18 protein-coding genes and 2 pseudogenes are annotated in these 18989 nt (G+C 45.7%); 11 read left to right on the top strand and 9 right to left on the bottom strand.

Translation table 11 applies throughout. From position 1 onward, the window contains the following. Positions 1-111: 111 nt before the first annotated feature. Positions 112-894, bottom strand: a complete 783-nt coding sequence (locus tag V4C51_RS00675) for a ParA family protein (RefSeq protein WP_330924171.1) — start codon at positions 892-894, stop codon at positions 112-114. A gap of 593 nt (positions 895-1487) precedes the next feature. Then, complete coding sequence (locus V4C51_RS00670; protein ID WP_330924169.1) at positions 1488-1838, bottom strand: phasin family protein; 351 nt, start codon at positions 1836-1838, stop codon at positions 1488-1490. A gap of 301 nt (positions 1839-2139) precedes the next feature. Here V4C51_RS00670 and V4C51_RS00665 point away from each other — a divergent pair, with 301 nt between their 5' ends. The 3 genes from V4C51_RS00665 (at position 2140) to V4C51_RS00655 (ending at position 5868) form a co-directional block, all read left to right on the top strand. Then, positions 2140-2640 (top strand): DUF2505 domain-containing protein, encoded by a 501-nt coding sequence (locus tag V4C51_RS00665; RefSeq protein ID WP_330924167.1) that lies wholly within the window; start codon positions 2140-2142, stop codon positions 2638-2640. Between the two features lie 635 nt (positions 2641-3275). Next, entirely contained in the window at positions 3276-4028 is a 753-nt protein-coding gene (locus V4C51_RS00660) for an esterase/lipase family protein (RefSeq protein ID WP_330924165.1), read from the top strand. Between the two features lie 277 nt (positions 4029-4305). Further along, a complete protein-coding gene (locus V4C51_RS00655; RefSeq protein WP_330924163.1) occupies positions 4306-5868 on the top strand; it encodes a WS/DGAT/MGAT family O-acyltransferase in 1563 nt (520 codons plus the stop codon). Between the two features lie 157 nt (positions 5869-6025). Here V4C51_RS00655 and V4C51_RS00650 read toward each other — a convergent pair whose 3' ends face one another. Beyond that, complete coding sequence (locus V4C51_RS00650) at positions 6026-6238, bottom strand: hypothetical protein (RefSeq protein ID WP_330924161.1); 213 nt, start codon at positions 6236-6238, stop codon at positions 6026-6028. A gap of 222 nt (positions 6239-6460) precedes the next feature. Between V4C51_RS00650 and V4C51_RS00645 the strand changes: the two genes are divergently transcribed. The 3 genes from V4C51_RS00645 (at position 6461) to V4C51_RS00635 (ending at position 9092) form a co-directional block, all read left to right on the top strand. Then, entirely contained in the window at positions 6461-6736 is a 276-nt protein-coding gene (locus V4C51_RS00645; RefSeq protein ID WP_330924159.1) for a ComEA family DNA-binding protein, read from the top strand. A 567-nt stretch (positions 6737-7303) separates the two neighbouring features. Then, entirely contained in the window at positions 7304-8038 is a 735-nt protein-coding gene (locus tag V4C51_RS00640; RefSeq protein ID WP_330924157.1) for a class I SAM-dependent methyltransferase, read from the top strand. A gap of 58 nt (positions 8039-8096) precedes the next feature. After that, positions 8097-9092, top strand: a complete 996-nt coding sequence (locus V4C51_RS00635; RefSeq protein WP_330924155.1) for an ATP-grasp domain-containing protein — start codon at positions 8097-8099, stop codon at positions 9090-9092. 353 nt (positions 9093-9445) lie between these two features. Here the strand turns inward: V4C51_RS00635 and V4C51_RS00630 are convergent. The 4 genes and pseudogenes from V4C51_RS00630 to V4C51_RS00615 form a co-directional block, all read right to left on the bottom strand. After that, a pseudogene (locus V4C51_RS00630) lies at positions 9446-9610 on the bottom strand (IS1 family transposase); the annotation flags it as partial. A gap of 77 nt (positions 9611-9687) precedes the next feature. Continuing rightward, on the bottom strand, positions 9688-10452 hold the full coding sequence (locus V4C51_RS00625; protein ID WP_330924153.1) for a hypothetical protein: 765 nt from the start codon (positions 10450-10452) through the stop codon (positions 9688-9690). A 239-nt stretch (positions 10453-10691) separates the two neighbouring features. After that, complete coding sequence (locus V4C51_RS00620; RefSeq protein ID WP_330924151.1) at positions 10692-11672, bottom strand: ion channel; 981 nt, start codon at positions 11670-11672, stop codon at positions 10692-10694. Positions 11673-11735: 63 nt separating this feature from the next. After that, positions 11736-12527: a hypothetical protein gene (locus V4C51_RS00615; protein WP_330924149.1), complete on the bottom strand. Its 792-nt coding sequence runs from the start codon at positions 12525-12527 to the stop codon at positions 11736-11738. Positions 12528-12995: 468 nt separating this feature from the next. Here V4C51_RS00615 and V4C51_RS00610 point away from each other — a divergent pair, with 468 nt between their 5' ends. The 4 genes from V4C51_RS00610 to dapD are packed head-to-tail and all read left to right on the top strand — an operon-like array spanning position 12996 to position 15984. Further along, positions 12996-14012 (top strand): DNA cytosine methyltransferase, encoded by a 1017-nt coding sequence (locus tag V4C51_RS00610; RefSeq protein WP_330924147.1) that lies wholly within the window; start codon positions 12996-12998, stop codon positions 14010-14012. After that, a complete protein-coding gene (locus tag V4C51_RS00605) occupies positions 14009-14581 on the top strand; it encodes an NgoMIV family type II restriction endonuclease (RefSeq protein ID WP_330924145.1) in 573 nt (190 codons plus the stop codon). The genes V4C51_RS00610 and V4C51_RS00605 overlap by 4 nt, the downstream gene beginning before the upstream one ends. A 9-nt stretch (positions 14582-14590) precedes the next feature. Next, entirely contained in the window at positions 14591-14947 is a 357-nt protein-coding gene (locus tag V4C51_RS00600; RefSeq protein ID WP_330924143.1) for an ArsC family reductase, read from the top strand. Further along, positions 14947-15984, top strand: a complete 1038-nt coding sequence (dapD, locus tag V4C51_RS00595) for a 2,3,4,5-tetrahydropyridine-2,6-dicarboxylate N-succinyltransferase (protein ID WP_330924141.1) — start codon at positions 14947-14949, stop codon at positions 15982-15984. The genes V4C51_RS00600 and dapD overlap by 1 nt, the downstream gene beginning before the upstream one ends. 416 nt (positions 15985-16400) lie before the next feature. On the opposite strand, the gene V4C51_RS00590 is transcribed toward dapD, so the two are convergent. Both V4C51_RS00590 and V4C51_RS00585 read right to left on the bottom strand, forming a co-directional pair. Continuing rightward, the gene (locus V4C51_RS00590) at positions 16401-17174 is read right to left on the bottom strand and encodes a C2H2-type zinc finger protein (RefSeq protein WP_330924139.1); all 774 of its coding nucleotides are present in this window, start codon (positions 17172-17174) and stop codon (positions 16401-16403) included. 358 nt (positions 17175-17532) lie between these two features. Beyond that, positions 17533-18225, bottom strand: coding sequence for a C2H2-type zinc finger protein (locus tag V4C51_RS00585; RefSeq protein WP_330924137.1), 693 nt, complete (start codon positions 18223-18225; stop codon positions 17533-17535). Between the two features lie 209 nt (positions 18226-18434). Here V4C51_RS00585 and tnpA point away from each other — a divergent pair. After that, positions 18435-18701 (top strand): annotated as a pseudogene (gene tnpA, locus V4C51_RS00580) (IS200/IS605 family transposase); the annotation flags it as partial. Positions 18702-18989 lie beyond the last annotated feature (288 nt).

Raw genomic sequence — 18989 nt, 5'->3', positions numbered from 1 at the left:
TTAACTGAAGCGCTTCCTAAGAGCCGCTTCACGGCATGAGCGTTTGGGTATTAACGCTTGGGAATGCTTCAGCTGACAGCCTCACTCATTTGGCTCGCCTGATTGAGCCCCCTAGCTGGTTACTGACTCTTCACGCAACACGCTGTGCAACTGTTTAAAGCGTGTTGTCAGTGGGTGTCCGGGAGCCAGATGTATCAAGGGGGTTCGAACCTGATGGGATTCCCGCATAACCACCGATGATGATAGCCGTGTTGGCAACACCGGCAATCCCTCTTCAATCAGCTCATCAACGAGCTGGGTCGGCAGGCGTGCTCTGCCATCAAACTGGTTCACCACAATCCCCTCTATTCGTAAATCCGGGTTATGATCTTCCTGAATTTCCTGTATCTCACCAATAATGGTGTATAACGCCTGACGAGAAAAGTCATCACAATCAAAAGGGATAAGACAGCGATCAGCAGCAACCAACGCTGAGTGAGTATAAAAATTCAGCGCAGGTGCCGTATCTATATAGATGCGATCGTACTCACCAGTCAGTCGGGAAAGGGTTGATTTAAGCTTATAAAGCTTATGTTTAGCCACCAACTTATGCTCAATTAAGTTTAATTCGGGACTCGATGGCATCACATGCAAATGATCAAAAGGCGTTGGATAGATAAAATCTTCCACTTTTCTGGAAAACATGGAAAAGCTGAGCATTTGCTCGAAGAATACGGCCAAATTATCCTTAAATTCAACGGCTGGTCTTCCCAGAAGGTAATGGCTGCTGTTTGCCTGAGGGTCAAGGTCTACAACCAGTGTCTTCAATCCCTGCCTGGCGCTGATAGCTGCCAGATTACAGGTAATACTTGTTTTTCCGACACCTCCTTTCAAATTAAAAATAACCCGCTTCATTGTTCCCTCCCAAAGTTAACTCATCATCTTGGAGCCTGTCGGACTTATGCTTTCGAGCATACAATTCAGTAGGGCGAGTCAGAATTTTCGATCAATTTGTGCGAATAGTTGACCTATTTAAGCAAATTGATCGGAAATTCTGGCCGCACTTTCTCGCACTTTCTCGCACTTTCTCGCACTTTCTGGATTTTAGGCCGAAATTGTCTTAAGTCCGACAGGCTCCTGGGTTTGAAGTGCCTGTAACTGAATACAAGTAGAACCTGGTAGCGGAATAAACCTGTAACGTCTCTTTACATGCCCTGTTCCCCACAGGGAAGCAACGTTCAAAATCACACGTTTAGCCGACTACCGGGAACTTCATACTACCACTTTAAACATTCAACATAATTGTGCCCATGGGGTTAGCCCGGATATTTCATAAACATGCTCCTGGCCTTGCTTGCTCCTTGCGACTCTAAGGGAGTTTTGCTCCTTGCGACTCTAAGGGAGTTTTGCTCAGTCGACCGTACTCCCCGGTACGGCGCTCCCTCGCAAAATCCCTTAGAACCGCAAGGTTCCGCGCAATTCTCAGGGCAGTTTATGAAATATCCGGGTTAGACTTTTCCCCTTCGGTTATGCGCGGTAGTCGCTGTCAGACTTTTTGCTGTTTGCGACGACTGCTTCGCTAGAGCATTCACAGCAACACTGAGTTCTTCTACCTGACGGGATAAAGCATCAATATCAGCATTGTTTGCTCTCACATAAAGCAAGCCCTTCACTTTATTGACATTCTTCTGCAAGCCGTCTTTTACCCGGTGTCTCAGACTGGTCACTTTCTGTGCTGCCCGTTCGCGGACATCAACCCCTTCACCAGCGAGCTCGTCAAATAACCTGATACTTTCCTTACCCAGCTTTTCAGAACGGCCATAAGCTCCGAGACCAGCCAGCCAAATTTTACTATACATTCATTACTCCATTGGCTTATTAGCCGTCTTTTGTTAATGATTATCGATAGTCACTACTCGCCTGTACAACGGATAAATATCAGGACTCACAGCTTCTATCCGTAGCTTCATCGTCATTAACACCTTTCACAGATACCGCTCCATCAGGAGAACACCGTGAAAAGCGCATAAAAACAACAGTTATTTCTTTATAACTAGATGTTTTTCATGGAAAATACGACACAAGCGTTACTCTTACGAATTTATACCAAGGGCTGCCCGTCCTGACCAGAGTCTATATTATTTATTTCAGGTAATTTGTATGAAAATCAACCAGACACACCAGTACGACCAGAATCTTGATGCCGTTTTCGCATTATTTGCAGATGCTGACTTTATGGCGAAAAAATATACAACGCTGGGTGCTCGAAACTTTAAAGCAAAAACGGTCTCCCTTGAGGATAGTCATTTGCTGGTTGATACCCGCCGTGAAGTGCCTGTTGACGATAATACACCAGCGCCATTAAAAAAATTTGTTGGTGAGTGGAACCGCGCTCGCCAGAAAGAAGAATGGAACAAACAGGCTGATGGTTGGCACTGTAATTTTAAAGTCGAGATTTCTGGTGTACCTGCCCGTATTAACGGCACCATGCATCTGTGTCAGACAGAAAAAGGGTGTGAAAACGTTGTCACCATTGACATCAGCTCATCTATACCTTTTGTGGGTAATGCCCTGTGCAACTTCATAGGCAAGAACGTTGATAAACTGGTACGGGCAGAGTACAAAGTCATCAAAGAGCATTTGGAGTCAGTGTCTGCCTGATAACATCAGCAGTACAACAAGGCTCCAGAAAGCGTTCGAAACGGCTGCGTAAAACATGACTCAAGGGAAACGGGGGTGAAAGGCTAGTTCGCTGCTTAAGGAAAAATCGGCTTTTTAACCCCATTTTCGCAGACCGCATCAGCAACACAACTGTTAAGAAGCTGTTCATGACCTTTTGCGAAAAAGTAAACTGATGGGAAAAGCTGCCCATTTTTCGATTTTCTGAGAGCCTGATGCGCTATACTATCAATAGCGAAGAAAAGCTCAAAACAGGCAGCTTTTATCGGCTATCAGCGGTTGCAGCTCAGAAAAGATTGTGAACAGCTTTTTAGACGGCTGCTCAAGATAGCAGCATGAAAAAACCGACTAACAAACCGTCACCTTCGCAGAGGCAAAAACAGTCTCAACAACCATTCCCCCACCTTCGCGAAGACGACGCTGGTTATATTATTCACTGCCACGCCCCGAATGAGGAAATGCATTCACTGATATTCACTGAAAAAGTGGCACTTTTCCTTGACAATATGCATACTTAAAAAAGGAAAAACAACAGAAAACTGTCTATTTGCTTATAATTTTCCTGAAGAGATTTAATGATGTTCTTTGGCAAGCACAATATGCTAACGGATCCACTCATGACTAATAAGAATAAGAAATCAAGCGTTATTCATGTCGCTGCCGACCTAGTCAGAGCTGTATCTGATATTCGCTCCGGAAATGACTGGCAATCAGAGCTAAAACACGTCCCCCACGGAGATGGACACCCTGTACTGGTCTTTCCGGGATTTATGACCAATGACAAAGCGACAGCCGTTCTCCGTAAACGGTTGGAGGCTTTGGGCTACGACGCTCGCCCCTGGGATCAGGGAGTTAATCTTGGACAAACCCGCGAGGGCGATATGTTGCACCGGGTTTCTGATCTTCTCAAGCATACCTATATGGCATCCTCCACAAAAGTCAGCCTGATTGGCTGGAGCCTTGGGGGACTTATTGCCAGGGAAGCTGCCAGAAGTCACCCTGAACAGGTTCGCACGGTGATATCCCTTGGAAGCCCTATCGGCGGCTCCCCCAAACATGCGACTATCTGGAAACTTTACGAAATTATCGCCCGGTTAACGGGCAGACAGGAAAACATTGATGAACTCGTTGAGCAGATTATCCACCCTGTAGACAAGGTTCATTGTATTTCAATCTACTCAGACAATGACGGTGTTATCCCCTCCCACATTGCCAAAGAAAAAAATACCCCTTTCACTGAAAATATCAAAGTAGATGCCAGCCATCTTGGTTTACCTTTCAGCGCCGAAGTGCTGAAAGTGATCGGTGACCGCCTGGCTCAGCCAGATCATTGCTGGGAACCCTACGAAAAATATACATCTGTCGTTTAAAAGCCAGAGTATATAGCTGTAACATTGACTGATATACGCTTTACTTCTACAACAGTTCCCTCATAATATTTGCCATAACCTACTTACCACCCGCTTTCGTTTATCATCAAACAGGCGGGTACCTGTCTCTGTGCCGTAATCCAGCACGCCTGGCAAATGAGCTTTGAAAAAGGCCGGTTGTGTGATGCCAGTGTTGAAAATACGCGGTGAATAGCATACCAGGCAGGTCTGGCTATAAGTATAACAGTCGCTATTACTATTTACTGGGCCCTATACCATGGAGCAACTTTCAGCGCTGGATACAGCTTTTATCAACCTGGAAATGGGAACAACCCCAATGCATATAGGTTGCCTGGCAATCTATGACCCCTCAACATCTGAAACACAACCCGTACGCTTCAAAAACATTCTGAATTTCTTCAAAAGCAGGCTGCATAAAACACCCGCATTGCGCAACCGCTATGTCCGGGTACCCGCTGGCCTTGATTACCCCTACTGGATCGCCGACCCTGACTTTGATCTGGAATTCCATATACGTCATATTGCGCTACCAACCCCTGGTGACTGGCGTCAGCTCTGCATTCAAATGGCACGTATTCACTCACGTCCTCTGGATATGAATCGTCCCCCTTGGGAAATGTATATCATCGAAGGACTTGATCATATCGATGGGTTGCCCAAAGGTTGTTACGCAATGGTGGTAAAAATTCATCATGCCCTCATAGATGGTCAGGGAGGTGCCATGCTGCTGGCAGCAATGCATGACCTTAGCCCCAATGCAACAAACCCTGAACCACAACAGCCCTGGATTGTAGACCGCATACCCACATCCATTGAGCTACTGGCCAGAGCCTCTATCAATAGCTATAGCAATATCTGGAAACGGGGAAAAGTTGTTGCCAAGTACAGTTTACCTCTGTTAAAAGGCACTTTGAGAAAAGCTGTAACGGGTAAAAGCTGCTCTTTTGGCAACGCGCCCAAAACACGTTTTAACAAAAAGGTTACACCCCATCGTGTATTTGAAGCGGTAAGCTTTGATCTGAACGACATAAAGCATATATCAAAATCAATCAATGGCCTGAAAGTCAATGATGTAGTCGTTGCTATCGTATCCGGCGCATTACGCCGCTACTTAAGCCAAAAAGGAGAATTGCCAGAAACATCCATGAATGCCATGGTCCCTGTATCTGTTCGCAATAAAAAGGAGAGCCTGAACAGTTACAACCAAATATCCTTCTTGTTTCCAAGTATCTATACCGATATTGCTGATCCACTGGAGCGTTTGCACGCTATTCATATTGCCAATGGGCGTGCAAAAAATAATCATGAAGCCATGGGTTCTATGGAACTGATGGAAGTCACGCAACTACTGCCTAACACCGTATCAAACTTGGCCGTCAGAACCATCAGTAAATACAACCTGCTCAGCCATATTAACCCCATTGTAAATACCGTCATTACCAATGTTGCCGGGCCACAGATTCCCTTGTATCAGGCTGGCTCAAAAATGGTGCGCTTTTACGGTACTGGCATCTGTATGGACAGTATTGGCCTTTTTCATATTATTTTCAGCTACAACGGCAATCTGACAATTAGTCTTACGTGTTGCCGTGATATGATGCCAGATCCGGGTTTCTATGCACGCTGTTTAAAAGAATCCTTCAATGATTTGCTCAAAGCCATTGAAAAGAACACCACCTCTGTGCAAAAGGAGGCAGAAAAAGCAGCGCCCCCCCCGGAAAAGCCCATCACGCCAAAAAGAACAGTCACCGTCCGAAAAAGGGCTGTCAATGCCTCAAAAACAACCGCGAAAGCGCCTTCAAAGGCTGCAAAAGCATAATTCCAATAGCCCGTCACAAGATCAAGAAGTAGTCTTAAACGTCTGTGCCTAGTGAGGGTCAGAGGAAACGGAGATTGACATCCTCCCCGTCCTGAAGAGGGTATCGCAAAACTCTTAATTTTCTCCGTCGTCATGCCGTACAGGGATTGTAAGGGATCTATGCCACAAGGATGTGAATCACTAAACCCGCATGACGCGTGCGGTTAGCCTTCCATAGAATGTGGTTCCTGTACATTCCCTGTACAGGATGACGGTGTGGGGTGTATTTCAGCGTTTCGCGACAGCCTCTGAAGGACGGGGTTTTACGCTCGTTCGATGAACTCCAGCCCTGCGTTGAAATACCTCGCAACAGCTTGTTTTTACTCGTCATTTCACCTTGTTCTTCGTCCAGCTTGCCAGCTCATTACGGTAGTCAGAAAAACTATCAGTATGAAAACGTCAGTTTTTTTGACACTTTCCCTATAGACAGGCTCCCATGTGGCTATAAATTGGCCATTCAACGGATTTTTTGCCAAATCGTTGCAGGTGTCAGGATTCCGCGCTAAACCGATTAGTGAGGATTATTATTTTAACGAGTGCAAGGAGTACGCACATGAAGTTCTTTAAAGTCCCTTCATTGATCATTGCCGCTGTATCAGCAGCAGCTATTACCGCCCACGCCGGTCAGTCTGAGCGCCTGAATATTAACACTGCCAGTGCCCATGAAATAGACAATACCCTGGTATTTGTCGGTGCCAAAACAGCACAGGCTATTGTTAACTACAGAAGCCGTTATGGCCGTTTCGACAGCCTGAACGATCTTGCTCAAGTAAAAGGTGTCAGCAAGCGCCTGGCGCGTTATAACCGCAGCAGAATCAGTTTTCACTAAAGACGACGCCTGATCACAATACGTCTCAGAGCGCCTCTTGAAAATCGGTTGCCCCCATAAAAGCACAGTTTAGATTCCCACTGTGCTTTTTTCTTAGAAGCAGTCTTAAAAGTCTGCCCGTAGCGAGGACTGCGAGAAATGGCGGATAAAAAGTCGGTTTTGTGAGGAGAATAGCGGGACTATTTGACGAACAAAAGCGACTTTTTAGACCCATTTATCCTAGCCGCAGTAGGAGCATGACGTTTAAGACTGCTTCTTAATATAAGTATTTCCCCATAAACAGCGTGAAATCTCTGTTCATTTCAGGCATGCTGTGACTGCTAGGAGGCTGTCGGACTTATGCTTTCGAGCATAAAATTCAGTAGGGTAAGTCAGAATTTTCGATCAATTTGTGCGAATAGTTGACCTATTTAAGCAAATTGATCGGAAATTCTGGCCGCACTTTCTGGATTTTAGGCCGAAATTGTCTTAAGTCCGACAGGCTCCCATACAAAAATAATAAACATACCTGTCGTGTACATGTCTGGCATGTACCAGATGACTGGCAGCAGTAGCAGGATTTTTTAAATGAATAATAAGTATACGGACACTTTTCAACAGCGGGGTCATCCTTATGACCTTGCCATGCAACTATTTCCGCATAGCAGAGACCAGGAGTTCAAGGGATTATTTGACCTGCTGAACACCCGCCATGTGAAGAACGTACTGGATTTACCCTCAGGCGGAGGCTATCTCTCTCAGCACCTTCCAGATCATTGTCGATTCTATAGCGCTGACCCGAGCCAGCCATTTCATACATCTGACACAATAAAACCTGTTGACCTGGAGAACCTGGATCTCCCGGCAGAGAGCTTCGATCTGGTGATTTCGTTAGCTGCCTTACACCATATTGACAACAAAGAAGGCTTTCTTGCATCCGTTGCCCAATCATTAACAGCAAACGGTTATGCCTGCTTTGCTGATGTGGCCGCAGGCAGCGGTATCAGTCACTTTCTCGATGACTTCGCGGGGCTGCGTAATGGCACAGGACATCGAGGGGTTTATTTGCAAGTGGATACTCCCTTTCCGGGTTCTGCCGGTATAACTGACCTCCATCTGCTGGAACAGGCTGTAAAGCCTTGCGGCTGGTTGTTCAATAACGAGCAGGATATGGTCTACTTTTGCCGTTTGTTGTTTGGACTCAACGCTGTGGATGACCAGGATATCTACAACGCTCTCAATACTTACGTAGGGTTTAAAACAACAAACGCGGGTGTCGAACTCAAGTGGGAGCTTTTGTATATTACCATGCAGCGTCATTAATGCTGCCCACCGTCTCCTGATAACGACAATAAAACAATAATGATTTGGAGAAATAATAATGGATGTACTGTTTGTTAGTGGCATAGCTGATGATAATCAAGTAAAAGCCGTGCTCGATGATAAAGGACAGTTTCAGTATTTACTCAACGGTTCCAGCAGTGTCGCCCCCTCAATGGAGAAGAGTCGGGAGTTTCGGACAAGGCGCTTTATTCTCGCTGGTGCCAATGGTCGTCAGCGTTATGCCTTCCCCTTCAAGCCAGCGGTGATTTTTAACGAGATAAGTGATGCTGATACCCATGGACAGGCACTGTCTCGCTGCATAGCTTTCTGCAAACAACAGGGCGTACCGGTTATCAACCCGCCAGAAGCCATTAAAAACACACGTCGTGACCAGGTTGCTGACATTCTTGCTAACATTGAAGGAGTGACTGTTCCCAAAACTATCCGCTTTATTCCCCATACCCCCGAGGATGTAAAAGCGCACTACGAAGCCCATTTCTGTGGTCCGGTTCTGTTACGTGAAGCGGGATTACACGGTGGCAAAAGCCTGACCCGGATCGAGAATGCAGAACAGCTTGAACAGACATTGTACCGCTTTGCTATTGATGGGCGGCCTTATTATATGAGTGCTTTTAAAGATTATAAGGATGAGCAAGGACATTACCGCAAATACCGTATTGTTGTTGTCGAAGGTGTGCCTCATCTGCGTCATATGATGGTTGATCAACACTGGATGGTACACCGGACAGCGCGCCCTTTTATGGCAAAACATGCAGAGCTGCTGAATCAGGAAAGAGCGTTAATCAACACTTTCCACAAAGATCTGGGGCCACGCCTTGGCCAACAGACAGAGCAAATTGCTGAACGACTGAAGCTTGATTATTTCGGTATCGACTGTCATCTGGATAAAAATGACAATATGCTCATTTTTGAGGCCAATGCCAATATGAACATTCTTATCAACTCTGAGCCCACCCCCAATTTATGGGAGTCGCCCATTGCTGCTATCAGAGAACACTTAAAAGGTGTTATTCAGGCACGAAGTCAAGTTTAAGTACTTATATCCCCTGCTTAGAGAGGCTGTCGCGAAACGCTGAAATACGCCCCCCACCGTCATCCTGTACAGGGAATGTACAGGAACCACACGCTATGGAAGGCACGCTAACCGCACGCATCATGCGAGTTTAGTGATTCACGTCCTTGTGGCACAGATCCCTTACAATCCCTGTACGAGATGACGACGGAGAAAATTAAAAGTTTCGCGACACCCTCTAGCCCGGATATTTCATAAACATGCTCCTTGCGGCTCTAGGGGAGTTTATGAAATATCCGGGCTAGTAGAAGTCAGGGGGCTTACGGAAAAAATACCAAGAATCGGTATCGTAGTACGTCATAGACGTACTCTATCTATGCAGTCATGCTTGAAATAGGTTGATACCACATTCTTGAGATGAACGCCCCGATGTTCCTGTCATGCCGTTCTTCTAACCGAGAAAAACAGACAGTTCTGCCCGTTAACCGCTTCAGGCAGGCGCGACGTGTCAGATTAGTCTTCTCAATACGTTGTGTGTAGTAGTCACAACCTGACCTGACTCATGACCGTTTGACTTGATCCCAGGGATCAATCTTTTATAACTGTCCACTTATGTCTATTCAAAAAGTTTAGCCACACTGGCCGCGTCGCCATCATATTCAGGATTTTCACCCAGGGTGAGTTCAAGGTTCTTATACTCCAACCAATCCAATGACTTTTTACATTCATCATCGGTAACATGTTTATCTGACCAAACAGCACCGACAATGGCAGTATCAGGTATCGCATGCATAAAATTCACTTCATATATTTCTTTTAGCATCTCCGCATTTCGCCAATCAATATTAACTAATAGCTTATCACGATAACGTTCTGGTACAGGTATGGCGTAACCACTCATTAATCGTGCATCAATCAAATAAACGAAGCCACTATAAGTATACGGCGCAAACAACGGACCCACTTCGAAGGTCATTTGAAACCAGTTCGAAAGCCAGTGCGAACGATCCATTACAGCACATTGAGCTTCATAAGGACAGGGGTTATTGTGTTGCACATAATAGCCCGCAATTCGGGCAGAAATGGCGGTGGAGACGCCACAACCGTAGGTGTATCCCTGACCTATATTTCCCGTCATGCGATCCATAAAAAGATCCACATCCTGGTCGGCTCTTAATTGATAAAGCGGCACGAACCCTTCCTTGAAAATGACTTCAGGCCCTCTCGTATCACCACGAAAAACAAAGCCTGAAAATAGACGCCTTCCGCGACTGCCTTCGGGTAATGCCCATGAACCGGCCCCGGCAACCAGAGAAGTATTATGGATTTTATAACGACTCTCCAGACGAAATGTTCTGCCGCACGCCTTTGGCTTTTTCATACTGCTTTTTTCCGTTCTGGTTTAAACCATAGACACTTGGACCACTTCATATACCTGTGCAAAAAAGTAGCAGTAGTTAAAAATAGCAGTAACTACAGGGGAAATCCTCAAAACCCGTGCAAATCGGCACACTAAACATCTGACCGAATGTTCAATCAGTTCAGGCAAGCGGAGAAAATCACCGGAGTTTTTTAAGACTGCTTCTAAGATAGTTGTTCGGACAACCAAATTTTAGCCTGCTATCTGGTCATTTTCTTTACAAATACCACCACAAAAAGTGCCAGGGAAAAACTGCCGGTAAAAGCTTCAAGGGCGGCAAACAACCGTGAAGGCCCCAAAGGCGTCAGGTCACCATACCCCAGTGTCGTAAACGTCACTACACTAAAATACAAGCAGTCGAGCCAGGCTGTGATATTCTCAGTTACCGTCTTTGAACCATCAAAGCCAACCGGCTGCCCACTACTGCTTAGCCCTGAAAAAAAGTAAAACAAAGAGCACAAAAAGATAAATGCGGTGGAAAAAAGAACGATTCGTCCTGGCTTTTCACCATAACCACTGACCAAATCAACACCTTTTGATAACCCCCTGCTGAGTGAGCGCCGGGGTAACTGGTGGCGACGAAAAACCATTTCTTTATGGAAGAAGCTCCCGGCAATATCAAACAATCCCTGAGCCTCACAACTTTTTCGAATGTTTCTCGCGACTTCTTCTGCTTCCTCATACAGCTCAATGTTTGAACATCCTTCAGTATTTTCTCGGTGTCCCCTGGCCATAGACGCCTGTAAAACAGTCTCTCCCCAAATCACTTTTTCCAGTCGGCAGCCCTTAAAGTTAACACCCAGTAAATTACAATCAGATAAATTGGCGCAGTGTAAATTAGAGTTCGACAGGTTGGCTTTCAATAAACAACTACCACTGAGATCCACTTTAAAAAGGTGGGCATTTTTCAGATTGGCACGACTGAGGTCAACATTAATTAACCGGAAGGGCTCGCCTGATTTGTTAACCAGATTGATATTTTCCAGATTCGCTTTTTTAAGTACAAAGCCTTCCATGGGTTCGCCCGTTTTTGCACGGGACTCCAGCCTGGCACAAACATCCGCGCCAGACTTGTCAACACCAAGGTGGTGCCAGAAACAATAATCCTCGCCGGGTAAAGGGGTATCTTTACACAAACCGGCCAGGCCGTGGTAACGACATTGTAGGCTGGGTTTATCCACGCTCGCATCCCTGCAAATGGTTTATTCTTTATCCATACCATAAAAATCACTGACCGTCTTTTGCTATTCAAAAAGTTTGGCCACACTGGCTGCATCCCCATCATATTCAGGGTTTTCACCGAGGGTAAGTTCAAGGTCTCTATGATAAATCCAATTCAGTGAATCCATACATTGCTTAACTGTCGCTTGCTTGTGTGACCAAAGAACACCAACAATGGCTGTAGCAGGTATTGCATGCATGAAATTCACTTCATATATTTCTTGTAGTAAATGCGCATCGAGGCCCAAATTGACTAATCTGGTATCCCGAAGCCATGGTGGTACTTTTATAGCGTAACCGCTCATTAATCTTGCGTCGATCAAATAAATGTAGCCCGTAAAAGGATGTGGGCTGCTAAACAGCGGGCCAACTTCGAACGTCCATTGAAACCAAAACGAGAGCCTGCTCGCATTACTTCTTTGCTGCCTAACTGTCTGGGAGACGAAATACTGGAAATCGCGGCCACGGTCGTAGCTAAAATGCGTATAATATCCTGCAATCCGGGCAGAAAGGGCTGTAGAAATGCCAAATTTTTGAGTATAGCCACGTTTTTCACCTGTGATCTCCGCCATAAACTCCTCCTCAGTATCGTTCGCAGGATTAAAACGATACTGAGGAAAAGGCTCAAATCCGTCACTGAAGATGCGTTCAGGCGCTCTGCTGTCACCCCGAAAAACAAAGCCCGAAAATACACGCCTCCCGTAACTGCCTTCGTCTAATACCGATGAACGCGCTCCTTTAACCCGGGCAGTATTATGGAGTTTGTGACGATCTTTCAGAATAAATATTCTGCCGCAAGCATCTGGCTTTTTCATACTATTATCCCGTCCATTCCCCCCTCAGAGTTTATGCCAATAGCCTGCGCTAACTGCGCTATCGCGCTAACTGCGCTATCGCGCTGACAGCCTGAACGACGGCTGTACACTTGCCTGGCAATGGCAGACCACTGGTCATTTATACTTTCAGGCGTCCAACTTGCCAGACACAATACGGTCGCTATAAAAAGCCCCGGTAACCAAAATCATAGCACCCGGGAGGTTGAACTACAGGATTATTCCTACCCTGAAAATCACTGGTCGTCAGGTCGAAACCTGCTGGCTTTCTTGGCATAGTACGTTCCCACTTTCACGTTGTTTTCGGAGAAAATACGATGATAACCCTCTGCGGTATCTCAAATTGTGAGCTTTTTATGTGACTTAAACCATATAGATTCTTTCGTATTCTCCAACAGGCTTCTACCTTGTTACAATGGATTGATTTAAACAACTTATAGAGGGTTTTAGATGATTGCGATTGAAATGTGTGCTGGTGCGGGAGGTCAGGCGCTGGGGTTACATGAAGCAGGCTTTCAACATGCGGCACTTATTGAAATCGATCATCATGCCTGTGAAACCTTACGGCTAAATAACAGGCAGCTTGGTCTCGGCTGGGGTGATATTATCCAAGGAGACCTGAAAGAGTTTGCCAAATCATCGGCTGAATATGCCAATCGTATCGATCTTGTTGCTGGTGGGGTTCCTTGCCCCCCATTTAGTAAAGCGGGTCAACAATTAGGCCATGAAGATGAGCGAGACCTGTTTCCCACAGCTTTGCGGGTTGTGAATAAAGTAAAGCCAAGAGCTGTAATGCTTGAAAATGTTCCCGGTTTATTTGAGGAAAAGTTCCGCTGGTATCGGGACAAAATATCTTCGGAACTGGCTGCCATGGGATACGAAAGCGAATGGAAGTTACATCAAGCCAGTGATTATGGGGTACCTCAACTCAGGCCCAGAGTTATTCTGGTTGCAATGCCTAAGGAAGATTTCAGAAATTTCATCTGGCCTGAGCCAACAGGAAATACGGCAACTGTTGGTGATACCCTGTATGATCTGATTTCAGAAAGAGGCTGGCAAGGCGCAGACCAGTGGCGAGAGAGAGCCAACAAGATTGCTCCTACGCTGGTTGGAGGTTCCAAGAAGCACGGAGGGCCTGATCTCGGCCCTACTCGCGCGAAACGTCAGTGGCGAGAACTGGGGGTTAATGCTCATCGATTGGCTAATGATGACGAAATTCCGGGAGTGGACTTCAGGGGCGCTATGAAAAGAGACGGCTCTATTCAAGAAGGTTGTGAAAATATGCCTCTTCTCAATGTCCGAATGACTGCACGAATTCAAGGCTTTCCTGATCAGTGGAGTTTTTACGGAAGTAAAACACATGCCTATCGACAAGTAGGAAATGCTTTTCCCCCTCCAGTTGCCAAAGCTATCGGATCTCAGATTATCGAAGCATTACGCGTGAAACCAAAGGAATGCGCCGCATGAGCATACTATCTGAAGAGAGAGTTAATTTTCATCGCTATCTGATTAAGAATGAAATTCTCACTCATGCTCCTTTTTCCAAATTTGATGCTAACTACATATGCAGCAATGCAGATAACGGACAGAAGCATAGTGTTCTGGTCACAAACTTGCTCGCCGCAAAGGTTGCAAAAAAAGCGGGGGTAATTTTAGTAGATCGGAAAAAGAAAGATGGTCAGACACTTGGCAACGAGTTCGAAGAAGCTTGCGCCCTCTACCTGAAGAACGCTTTTTTGAGGTTAGGCAGCCTCAGGCCGGGAAACTGGGAAGTCCAGAAGATCAGCGGCAGGAAGCAATCTGTACTTGGAAAATATGAGCAGTACAGACATCTTGCTGAGCTGGGGCATTTGGCCGCCGAGCACCCGGAATTGCGGAATTTCCTCGGAGATGGTTACACTGTTGCGCCTGATGTGGTTATCTCACGAGTTCCAGAACAGGATGAAGTTATAAATACAAGCGCTAATGTTGTAGATGGAGACTCTTGTCATCAGGCAATGCTCAGAGCTACGAATCATATTGACAAGATAAAATAGATTTTTTTTATGATTACTCTTTACGGGATATCCGGTTGCGATACCATGCGCAAAACCAGGCGATGGCTGAAAGACGCAAATATCGATTACCATTTCCATGACTACCGCAAGGAAGGGCTGGACCCAGCTCTCCTTCGCCATTGGCTGACCTTTATGCCGTGGGAAGCATTAGTCAACAAGCGGGGTACCACCTGGCGCGCGCTCCCTGAAGAGCAAAAAAACAACCTTACCCCGGAAACCGCCATTCCCCTTATCCTTGAAAATCCGGCTATGATAAAAAGACCCCTGCTGGACTTGGGAGAGGCACCTATTCTGGGTTTTGACCCTGAGCGCTACACTACTTTGTTTACAAAAAGGACATTTTAATGAACGACGACTGCTTCAGCCTCGCCATCGGCACCGGCACAGTTAACAAAAAAGGTGAGTGGCTGGACGTCTTTTACCCACGTCCCCTGCTGAGTCCTTCCGCGCGGTTACTTGCCAGCATCAGCCCATTGGTAAAATATACCGGAGGAAATGCCGTTATTCCCCTGGACAGCACAACCTGCCATGCCCTGGAAGAACTGTTTGAAACCTGCCATGAAGATGCCCTGGCAGAAGATATGAAAGTCCTGGAAGTCAGTGAACAGCCCCGGGTAATCACTATTTTGGCCACGGATGACAAGCCCACCTCAACCCCTGAAGCCTATCTGAAGCTCCACCTTCTATCCCATCGACTGGTCAAGCCACACCAAATCAACCTGCAAGGTATTTTTGCCCTGTTACCCAATGTCGCATGGACGAATGAAGGGCCCGTGGATCTCGATGAGCTACCCATTCGTCAGCTACAAGCGCGCGCTCAAGGCAGGCTCCTGTCCGTTAATTCCATCGACAAATTCCCCAGAATGACTGACTACATTGTGCCTGGCGGTGTTCGTATCGCCCATACGGCGCGTGTTCGCCTCGGTGCCTATATTGGTGAAGGTACCACTATCATGCACGAAGGGTTCGTTAACTTTAATGCCGGCACCGAAGGCAAAAGTATGGTTGAAGGCCGCGTCTCTGCCGGCGTCATGGTGGGTGAAGGATCAGACCTCGGTGGCGGCTGTAGCACCATGGGTACACTCTCAGGCGGAAATACTATTGTTATCTCTGTCGGCAAACACTGCCTGATTGGCGCAAATGCCGGTATTGGTATTCCATTAGGTGATCGCTGTACCGTTGAGGCAGGTCTTTACCTGACCGCTGGTAGTAAGGTGCAAATACTTGACGGTGCTCACAGACCCGTCAAAACAGTAAAAGCAGCAGAGCTTGCCGGCAAGTCTGATTTACTTTTCCGTCGCAACTCCCTCAGCGGTGCCATTGAGTGCTTAATACATAAGTCAGCTATCGCACTGAATGAAGAGCTTCATGCACATAATTGATAACCTTGGAGCCTGTCGGACTTATGCTTTCGAGCATAAAATTCAGTAGGGCGAGTCAGAATTTTCGATCAATTCGTGCGAATAGTTGACCTATTTAAGCCAATTGATCGGAAATTCTGGCCGCGCTTTCTCGCACTTTCCCGCACTTTCTGGATTTTAGGCCGAAATTGTCTTAAGTCCGACAGGCTCCTTGAATACTGAGAAACTTTCTCAGCAAGGCGCAATACCCATCGCTTTTCTAATGCCCACTTTCGAGAGCATAAGCCGGTCAATTGACCAGCTTAACCACACAATAGCAAACATTGAAATAGCCCCGAAGTTAATACGAAGCTGATATATTAACATCATTTACCGTCTATCTGGTGTGCTCAGAGCACTAACAATCAGGTGCTACCGAAAATCACGCTCGTCTGACTTTAACCCTCAATCTCTGATGCCGCTTTAACTAAAAGATTAAGCCCTTGTAATTGAGTAACGGGTGAAAGAGCGGATTGTCCCTCTTGCGAAACCGTTACTGACTCTCCGTCACGGAATTCCTGAACGGTTACAGTTGCCCTGCCATAGGGAGAATAGAATCGAGATACCTCTTGATGAGCATCCTTGCCAGTTTCAAACCTGTGGGTTGTGCAGGTAACCGGCTGCCCATCGGGTAATTGCTGGCTCGTTATGGTTGTGGTTGTGGTTGCGGTTGCGGTTGCGGTTACGGTTGCGGCTAGAGTTGGAGTTGGAGTTCGAATTACTTTAGCACCATCAACACCAGGGTGCACTTTTCTTACGTGCTGTGAGGCATTACTCAATTGAGCAAACGTTCTACCACAAGCGCTGCAACTGTAGGGTTTCTCTCCGGTATGGATTCTTATGTGCCTGGTACAATCGCCAGAAGTAGCAAAAGTTTTTTTGCAGTGGGGACAACTGTAAGGTTTTTCTCCCTTGTGCGCTGTTCTTACGTGAAGTTTAAGTTGGTCAGCTCTACCAAATTTTTTATCACAGCCAGGGCAATGATGAGGCGTATCTCCCGTATGTGATCTCTTGTGCCTGGTGAGATCACATTTTTCAACAAAATTCGCACCACATTCAGTGCAATGATGATGTTTTTCTCCCTTGTGTGCTCTTATGTGCCTGGTGAGACTCCACGGGCTACTGAGTTTTTTTTTGCATAAATTGCAAATATTTTCTACATTTTCATTCATGTTGAACTTCCACACAATGGCAGACTTTATCTGTCAATTGTAGTCCATCACCCCTGAAAACCAAAGATTCTGAACTTTTGTTTAACAGTGTTGTCCAGTTAATTTTTCGCTATTTCTGTTAGCCATTTCGAGCCGTTTTTTTCAGCGAAATAGTGTTTCAGGGACACGAACCAGTAAAGCCATACAACACAAAAACAAAAGCTCAAAAGCGTTAACCGAACGGCAGTTGTTTTTGATAATAATCTCTAAACAGCGCTGTATATGATACGGATCGGGCATATTAACGTTAACTGACGTTTATCAGGCGGGCTCAGAGCACTAACAATCAGGCGCTACCGAAAATCACGCTCGCCTGACCTTAATCCTCAATCTCTAATGCCACTTTAGCTAAAAGATCAAGCCCTCCTAATTGACTAATGGCTGAAAGAGCGGGTTTTCCGTCTTGCGAAACCGTTACTGACTCTCCGTCACGGAATTCCTGAACCGTTACAAGCGCGCTGCCATGGGGAGAATGTACCTGAGATACGCTGCCTGCTTTAGTCCTATGGGTTACGCAGTTAACGGTGGTTCCATCAGGTAATTGCTCGCTGGTTGTGGTTGTGATTACGCCAGCATTATCATCAATATCAGGGTGTAGTTCTATTACGTGCCTGTTGGCACTGTTCTTTGCAGTAAACTTCTTATAACAAATGTTGCAAGTGAAAGGTTTCTCTCCGGTATGGACTCTTATGTGAATTTTGCGATCGTACTCAGTAATAAACGCTTTGTCACAGTGAGGACAGGGAAAAGGTTTTATCCCCCCATGTTTTCTTAATTCGTGTCTTTGAGCACTTTCATTTCTAGTGAATCGTTGATCACAGTGCCTGCAACCATAAGGCCTTTCTCCCGTATGTGATTTCATGTGAGCTTTAAGGCGAGAATTGTTAGCAAAAGCCTTTTCACACTGAGTGCAAACAAAGGGTTTCTCTCCTGTGTGTGATCTAACGTGCGTGAGGAGATGGTCTTTTCTACCAAAGACTTTTTTGCATACTTTGCAGATATGTTCACCCATATCGAAGTTCCTTCCAACGGGAGAATCCATCTGGCAATTGTAGTCTATCATCCCTGAAAAACTACAAAAGTCGCACTTTTTTTAACAGTGTTGCCCGGTTAATTAATCACTGATAAACCACCGGCTATGCCGGGGAGACTCTCATAGGTTTAACCGTAGCGGCAATAACTACCTTTCAGTTTCCGACCAAGAAAATTGAAGGTAAACCTATGAGAGACTACAAGAGTTTGGCCCATACTCGTTGGGATTGTAAGTACCACATTGTCTTTATCCCAAAGAGAAGACGAAAGGTGATATATGGAAATTTGCGTAAGTTTCCTGAAGAAATTTTCCATGAGCTTGCCAGAAGGAAAAACTACAAGATTCTGGAAGGGCACTTGATGTCTGATCACATTCATATGTGCGTTAGTATTTCGCCAAAATATCTGGTATCCCATATTGCTGGTTATCTGAAGGGAAAATGTGCAATAGAAATTGCAAAAAACGTCAAAGGGAAACAGCGTAATTTATTCCGGGTAATAAAATTGAGGTGATATTGTTTTAAATTCTGAAACGCCTTATGAAAAAAAATAGATGACGATGGTTTTTTAAATGAACAACAGTGATTTCTTTAAAAAGTTTTATCGGGATTAAAAATATTTTTTTATGCCATTCTTGTTTTGAAATAAAGTGGAAATCATTAGCGTTACCCAGTATTTTAAAAGTACTGGTAAAACCAGTTGCCTCTTTTAACCATTGTAGGGGCTTATAAACTGGACGTCAGA

The organism is Candidatus Sororendozoicomonas aggregata (genome assembly GCF_031528575.1).
Taxonomy (GTDB): domain Bacteria; phylum Pseudomonadota; class Gammaproteobacteria; order Pseudomonadales; family Endozoicomonadaceae; genus Endonucleibacter; species Endonucleibacter aggregata.
The sequence above is the reverse complement of the archived record's forward strand: the minus strand, read 5'-3'. Positions and strand labels throughout refer to the sequence as shown.

Excerpts from the sequence above, each read along its gene's own strand:
- V4C51_RS00650 (WP_330924161.1), bottom strand. The coding sequence starts at position 6,238 with ATGACGAGTAAAAACAAGCTGTTGCGAGGTATTTCAACGCAGGGCTGG.
- V4C51_RS00600 (WP_330924143.1), top strand. The coding sequence starts at position 14,591 with ATGATTACTCTTTACGGGATATCCGGTTGCGATACCATGCGCAAAACC.
- V4C51_RS00660 (WP_330924165.1), top strand. The coding sequence starts at position 3,276 with ATGACTAATAAGAATAAGAAATCAAGCGTTATTCATGTCGCTGCCGAC.
- V4C51_RS00585 (WP_330924137.1), bottom strand. The coding sequence starts at position 18,225 with ATGGGTGAACATATCTGCAAAGTATGCAAAAAAGTCTTTGGTAGAAAA.
- V4C51_RS00625 (WP_330924153.1), bottom strand. The coding sequence starts at position 10,452 with ATGAAAAAGCCAAAGGCGTGCGGCAGAACATTTCGTCTGGAGAGTCGT.
- V4C51_RS00665 (WP_330924167.1), top strand. The coding sequence starts at position 2,140 with ATGAAAATCAACCAGACACACCAGTACGACCAGAATCTTGATGCCGTT.
- V4C51_RS00640 (WP_330924157.1), top strand. The coding sequence starts at position 7,304 with ATGAATAATAAGTATACGGACACTTTTCAACAGCGGGGTCATCCTTAT.
- V4C51_RS00610 (WP_330924147.1), top strand. The coding sequence starts at position 12,996 with ATGATTGCGATTGAAATGTGTGCTGGTGCGGGAGGTCAGGCGCTGGGG.
- V4C51_RS00590 (WP_330924139.1), bottom strand. The coding sequence starts at position 17,174 with ATGAATGAAAATGTAGAAAATATTTGCAATTTATGCAAAAAAAAACTC.
- V4C51_RS00605 (WP_330924145.1), top strand. The coding sequence starts at position 14,009 with ATGAGCATACTATCTGAAGAGAGAGTTAATTTTCATCGCTATCTGATT.
- V4C51_RS00670 (WP_330924169.1), bottom strand. The coding sequence starts at position 1,838 with ATGTATAGTAAAATTTGGCTGGCTGGTCTCGGAGCTTATGGCCGTTCT.
- V4C51_RS00635 (WP_330924155.1), top strand. The coding sequence starts at position 8,097 with ATGGATGTACTGTTTGTTAGTGGCATAGCTGATGATAATCAAGTAAAA.
- V4C51_RS00645 (WP_330924159.1), top strand. The coding sequence starts at position 6,461 with ATGAAGTTCTTTAAAGTCCCTTCATTGATCATTGCCGCTGTATCAGCA.
- V4C51_RS00655 (WP_330924163.1), top strand. The coding sequence starts at position 4,306 with ATGGAGCAACTTTCAGCGCTGGATACAGCTTTTATCAACCTGGAAATG.
- V4C51_RS00615 (WP_330924149.1), bottom strand. The coding sequence starts at position 12,527 with ATGAAAAAGCCAGATGCTTGCGGCAGAATATTTATTCTGAAAGATCGT.
- dapD (WP_330924141.1), top strand. The coding sequence starts at position 14,947 with ATGAACGACGACTGCTTCAGCCTCGCCATCGGCACCGGCACAGTTAAC.
- V4C51_RS00675 (WP_330924171.1), bottom strand. The coding sequence starts at position 894 with ATGAAGCGGGTTATTTTTAATTTGAAAGGAGGTGTCGGAAAAACAAGT.